At 65.5% G+C, this 5,674-nt stretch carries 6 protein-coding genes and 1 pseudogene; 3 read left to right on the forward strand and 4 right to left on the reverse strand.

Features of this window, described 5'->3' with window-relative positions:
• From Q0L57_RS04435 to pcaF, 3 genes are all read left to right on the forward strand, one after another.
• On the forward strand, positions 1–683 hold a 683-nt coding region (locus Q0L57_RS04435; protein WP_296738673.1), incomplete at its 5' end, for a CoA transferase subunit A.
• Positions 680–1,483, forward strand: coding sequence for a CoA-transferase subunit beta (locus tag Q0L57_RS04440; RefSeq protein WP_296738674.1), 804 nt, complete (start codon positions 680–682; stop codon positions 1,481–1,483). The genes Q0L57_RS04435 and Q0L57_RS04440, both read left to right, overlap by 4 nt.
• On the forward strand, positions 1,483–2,688 hold the full coding sequence (gene pcaF, locus Q0L57_RS04445; protein ID WP_296738676.1) for a 3-oxoadipyl-CoA thiolase: 1,206 nt from the start codon (positions 1,483–1,485) through the stop codon (positions 2,686–2,688). Before Q0L57_RS04440 ends, pcaF begins: the two co-directional genes overlap by 1 nt.
• 13 nt (positions 2,689–2,701) lie before the next feature.
• Here pcaF and pobA read toward each other — a convergent pair whose 3' ends face one another.
• The 4 genes and pseudogenes from pobA to Q0L57_RS04465 all read right to left on the reverse strand — a co-directional run.
• Complete coding sequence (pobA, locus tag Q0L57_RS04450; RefSeq protein WP_296738679.1) at positions 2,702–3,874, reverse strand: 4-hydroxybenzoate 3-monooxygenase; 1,173 nt, start codon at positions 3,872–3,874, stop codon at positions 2,702–2,704.
• Positions 3,874–4,926, reverse strand: a complete 1,053-nt coding sequence (locus Q0L57_RS04455; protein WP_296738685.1) for a 3-carboxy-cis,cis-muconate cycloisomerase — start codon at positions 4,924–4,926, stop codon at positions 3,874–3,876. Before Q0L57_RS04455 ends, pobA begins: the two co-directional genes overlap by 1 nt.
• Positions 4,927–4,937: 11 nt before the next feature.
• A complete protein-coding gene (gene pcaG, locus Q0L57_RS04460; protein ID WP_296738682.1) occupies positions 4,938–5,552 on the reverse strand; it encodes a protocatechuate 3,4-dioxygenase subunit alpha in 615 nt (204 codons plus the stop codon).
• Positions 5,552–5,674, reverse strand: a pseudogene (locus Q0L57_RS04465) (protocatechuate 3,4-dioxygenase subunit beta); the annotation flags it as partial. The pseudogene Q0L57_RS04465 and the gene pcaG, both read right to left, overlap by 1 nt.

The raw sequence follows: 5,674 nt of genomic DNA on the forward strand, positions 1-5,674 counted from the left end.
AGATGATCGGCATGGGCATGGCGAGGAAGATCGTCTTCTCCTATGTCGGCAATCCAGGCGTTGGCCTGCTGAGGCGCGCCCGCGACGCCATTGAGAACGGCTTTCCGCGCGCCATCGAGGTCGAGGAGCACAGCCACGCCGGCATGGCCAATGCCTATGAGGCGGGCGCCGCTGGCCTGCCCTGCGCGGTGTTTCGCGGTTATCGCGGCGCCGGTCTGGCGGGGGTCAACGCGAACATCAAAACGATCACCTGCCCCTTCACCGGCGAGGTGCTCGCCGCGGTGCCGGCGATCCGGCCCGACGTCACCTTCATCCATGCGCAAAAGGCCGACAGGAAGGGCAACGTGCTGGTCGAAGGCATCGTCGGCATCCAGAAGGAAGCGGTGCTGGCGGCCAGGCGCGCCGTAGTGACGGTGGAGGAAGTGGTCGACAATTTCGACGACCTCCACCCCAACCTCACCGTGCTGCCGAACTGGACCATCGCGGCGATCTCCGTGGTGCCCGGCGGCTCGCATCCATCCTACACGCACGGCTACTACGAGCGCGACAACGCCGCCTATCTCGAATGGGATGAGATCGCCGCCGACCGCGATCGCTTCCAGGAATGGATCAGGGCGAACGTCATCGAGAGCAGCGCGGACGATTTCGCCGCCCGTGTCGAGCATCTGAGGAAGGCCGCATGAGCGACACTGCAAGCCTCGGCTTCACCCCCAATGAGATGATGACGATCGCCGCCAGCCGCGCGCTGAAGAGCGACGACGTCTGCTTTGTCGGCATCGGCGCGCCCTCGGCCGCCTGCAACGTCGCGCGACTGACGCATGCACCGGACATCACGTTGATCTATGAGAGCGGCACCATCGGCACAGCGCCCGATGTTCTGCCGCTGTCTATCGGCGATGGCGAGCTGTGCGAAACGGCGGTGACCACTGTCGCGGTGCCGGAGATGTTCCGCTACTGGCTGCAGGGCGGCCGCATCTCGATCGGCTTCCTGGGCGCCGCCCAGCTCGACAAGTTCGGCAACATCAACACCACCGTCATCGGCGACTATGCGCATCCGAAGACCCGGTTGCCAGGCGGCGGCGGCGCGCCGGAGATCGCTACCTCTTCAAGAGAGGTTTACATCACCATGGCGCAGTCGAAGCGCGGCATGGTCGAGAAGATCGATTTCTTCACCTCCTTCGGCCATGGCGAAGGTGGCGACCACCGCAAGCGCCTCGGCATCGACACGGCGGGCCCGACGCTGCTGATCACCGACCTCGCCATCTGGAAGCCCGATCCCCTCACCAAGGAATTCACGGTCGTGTCGCTGCATCCCGGTGTCACGCGCGAGCAGGTCCAGGCGACCTGTGGCTGGACGGTGAAATTCGCTGAGGCGCTTGACGAGACGCCGGCGCCGACGGAACTCGAACTGAAGACGTTGCGCGACCTGCAGGCCCGCACCAAGGCCGCGCATGAGAAAACCGCCAAAGGGAAAGCTGCATAATGGCCGAAGCCTATATCTGCGATTACATCCGCACGCCGATCGGCCGCTTCGCCGGCGCGTTGTCCTCCGTGCGTGCCGACGATCTCGGTGCGGTCCCGCTGCGAGCGCTGGTCGAGCGCAATCAGGCTGTCGATTGGGCAGCCGTCGACGATGTCGTCTATGGCTGCGCCAACCAGGCCGGCGAAGACAACCGCAACGTCGCGCGCATGGCGCTGCTGCTTGCCGGCTTGCCCCAGGACATTCCGGGCTCGACCGTCAACCGCCTCTGCGGCTCAGGCATGGATGCCGTCACCATCGCCGCGCGCGCCATCAAGGCCGGCGAGGCCGAGTTAATGATCGCCGGCGGCGTGGAATCGATGAGCCGCGCGCCCTTCGTCATGCCGAAGGCCGACACCGCCTTCTCGCGCAATGCCGAGATCTACGACACCACCATCGGCTGGCGTTTCGTCAATCCGTTGATGAAGAAACAGTATGGCGTCGATTCGATGCCGGAAACGGGCGAGAACGTCGCCGAGGACTTTTCCGTTTCTCGCGCCGACCAGGATGCATTCGCCGTGCGCAGCCAGGACAAGGCGGTGGCCGCTCAGGCCAATGGCCGGCTGGCGAAGGAGATCACGCCTGTGACGATCCCGCAGCGAAAGGGCGATCCCGTTGTCGTTGTGAAGGACGAACACCCCCGCGCGGGCACGACCATCGAGGCGCTGGCCAAATTGCCGACGCCGTTCCGGCAAGGAGGCACGGTGACCGCCGGCAACGCGTCCGGCGTCAATGACGGCGCCGCGGCGCTCATCGTCGCTTCGGAAGCCGCCGCCAGGAAATATGGCCTGACGCCGATCGCCCGCATCCTCGGCGGCGCCACGGCTGGCGTCGCTCCGCGCATCATGGGCATCGGCCCGGCGCCCGCCACGAAGAAGCTCTGCGCCCGCCTCGGCCTGACGCCGGATCAATTCGACGTGGTCGAACTCAATGAGGCCTTCGCCTCGCAAGGCATCGCCGTGCTGCGCCAGCTCGGCATTGCCGAGGATGCGACGCATGTGAACCCGAACGGCGGCGCGATCGCGCTTGGCCATCCACTCGGCATGTCGGGCGCGCGCATCACCGGTACTGCGGCGCTGGAGCTGCGCGAACGCGGCGGCAAGCTTGCTCTAGCCACCATGTGCATCGGTGTCGGCCAAGGCATTGCGATTGCGCTGGAGCGGGTTTGATCGCTCCAGCCGATCAGTAAGGTAAGCCAACGTAGTTTTCGGCGAGCGCCGTGGACGCGGCTTTTGAATGCACGAGGTAATCGAGTTCGGCTTCCTGGATGCGTTGCCCGAACTCACCCGTCTCGGGGAAGCGATGCAGGATCGTCGTCATCCACCAGGAGAAGCGCACCGCTTTCCACACACGCGCCAGCGCCTTGCCTGAATAGGCGTCGAGCCCGTTCTGCGATTTCTCAGAATAGAATTCGCGAAGCCCGGCAAAGAGATAGCGCACGTCGCTGGCGGCAAGGTTGAGGCCCTTTGCGCCGGTCGGCGGCACGATATGGGCGGCGTCGCCGACGAGGAACAGCCGGCCGAAACGCATCGGTTCGGCGACGAAGGAGCGCAGCGGCGCGATCGACTTCTCGAAGGACGGCCCGGTAGTGACGGACGCAGCGCTCTGCGGCGGCAGGCGCCGGCGCAGCTCATCCCAGAAGCGATCGTCAGACCATGCTTCGACACGCTCGTCTGCTGGAACCTGCACATAGTAACGGCTGCGGTGCGGCGAGCGCATCGAGCACAGCGCAAAGCCACGCTCGTGATTGGCGTAGATCAGCTCATGGTCTGCGGGCGGCACCTCCGCCAGCACGCCCAGCCAGCCGAACGGATACTGCCGCTCGAAGGTCTTCAGCGCGCCTTCCGGCACCGACCGGCGGCTGACGCCGTGATAGCCGTCGCAGCCGGCGATGAAGTCGCAATCGATGCGACGGGTGACGCCATCCTTTTCGTAGGTGACGAAGGGCGAGGCACCGCCAAAATCATGCGGTGCGACATTCAACGCCTCGTAGGCAGTGACCAGGCCCGCCGCCTCGCGCTTGTCCATCAGGTCGTGCGTCACCTCGGTCTGCCCGTAGACGGTGACATGCTTGCCGCCGGTGAGCGCCGCCATGTCGATGCGGTGTAAACGCCCGTCAAAGGCAAGCGAGATGCCGGCATGGGGCAGGCCTTCAGCATGCAGTCTCTCCGCGGCGCCCGCCTCTGCGAGCAGGTCGACGGTACCCTGTTCGAGCACCCCGGCGCGCACGCGTCCAAGGACATGCTCGCGGCTCGATCGCTCGAGGATCACCGTCTCGACGCCTATTGTGGCGAGCAACTGTCCGAGTAGCAGGCCGGAGGGTCCCGACCCGATGATGACGACCTGCGTGCGCATCAGCGGCCGAGGCTTTCGATCTGTCCGGCAAGCTCGGCGGACAGCCGCAAAGCGGCCGCCGTCGCCACCACCATCTGCGGCAGGATCAGCCACTCCAGCGTCCAGGCCGCGCCCGAGCGCTCCTGCTCATGCACCAGCGCCTGGTGCATGCCGGCAAGCTGCGTGGCGTTGAAGCGGGCAAGCGCCACCAGGGCCTCCGCCTTCACCGGGTTCTGCTTGTGCGGCATGGCCGATGAACCACCGCCGCCCGAGAGCCTGATCTCCGTGCCACCATACGCCAGCAGCGCAACGTCCTGGCCGAACTTGCCCAGGCTGCCGGTCACCAGCGAAAGCCAGGCAGCGAACTCCGCTAACGCATCGCGCTGGCTATGCCATTGCGGCGCATCGCCAAGGCCGAGTTTGGCGGCGAGCGCCGCGCGCACCGCCGGCGCCTTGTCGCCCAGTTTTTCGAGCGTGCCGGCAGCGCCGCCGAACTGCACCGCGAACAGCCGGCTCGACTGTTCTTCAAGACGTTGCTGGTGACGTTCGAGCGGCGACCGCCACGAAGCGATCCGATCCCCGACCGTCATTGGAATTGCCGGCTGCATACGCGTCATTGCCATTAGCGCCCTGCTCCCGAATTCCTCTTCGAGGCTCGTAAGCCGCACGACGTTTTCGCTGAGCAGGAGGCTGATATGCTCGACAGCCGGCCGCAGCCGCAGGACCAGCGACGTGTCGACGACATCCTGGCTGGTCGCGCCGAAATGGACGGATGCGCCATGAGGCTCGCCGACCGCCGCCTTGATCTGGCGCGCCAGTTCCGGCACCACGACACCATCCTTGGCGACGCCGTCCCGCAGCTTGGCTGTATCCGGCCGGAACATTGCCAGCGCTTTGACGATCGCAACGCCGGCGTCACGCGAAATCACACCCTCTTCCGCCTCGGCTTCAGCGAGCGCCCGCTCGAAGATCAGCATCGCGGCAATGTCGGCTTCCACAGAGAAATGCCTCGCCGCCTCCTCGTCGCCGAGCAGGCCGGAAAGCAGCGGATGATCGAAGGGCGATACGGTCATGTCGGCCACGGTCAGCTGTCGAAGAAGACCGTCTCCTTCTCACCCTGCAGATGGACATCGAAGACGTAAGTATCGCCCTGACGCTCGGCGATCAGCGTCGGCACCCGCACGCGGTGCTCGATGCGCGCAAGGATCGGATCCTCGCCATTGGCTTGTTCTTCGTCGGAAAAGTAGAGCCGCGTGTGCAAGCCGATGTTGATGCCGCGCGCCACGATCCAGAGCGTGACGTGCGGCGCCATCAGCCGCCCCTCGCGGAACGGCACGCGGCCGGGCTTGATCGTCTTGAACAGGCAGAGGCCGGTTTCCATGTCCGTCGGCTGTCGCCCCCATCCCTGGAAGTTGGGATCGGCCGCGCAGCGCAGCTCGGTAGGTGAATTGTAAAGCCCGTTGGCATCGGCCTGCCAGATCTCGACCAGCGCGTCCTTGAGCGGCGTGCCGGTGCCGTCGAGCACGCGGATGCGCAACTCGATCCGCTCGCCCTTGGTCTGCTCGTTGACCATCACCGAGCCAAGATCGTTTTCATAAACGCCGCCTATGCCGCAGAAATTCGGCGTCAGCCCGATATGGACATAGGGTCCGGCGGTCTGCGAAGGGCTTTCCTTCAGCCGGTCGAGCGACTGCGCCATCAATTGCCCTCCGGCCGGTTCTCGAACAGTGTCGAGCGGCGCCCGCGCAGCACGATGTCGAACTTGTAGGCGAGCGCATCCATCGGGATCGTCGACTGCATGTCGAGCGCGGCGATCAGCGC

The organism is Mesorhizobium sp., assembly GCF_024509055.1.
Lineage (GTDB): Bacteria > Pseudomonadota > Alphaproteobacteria > Rhizobiales > Rhizobiaceae > Mesorhizobium.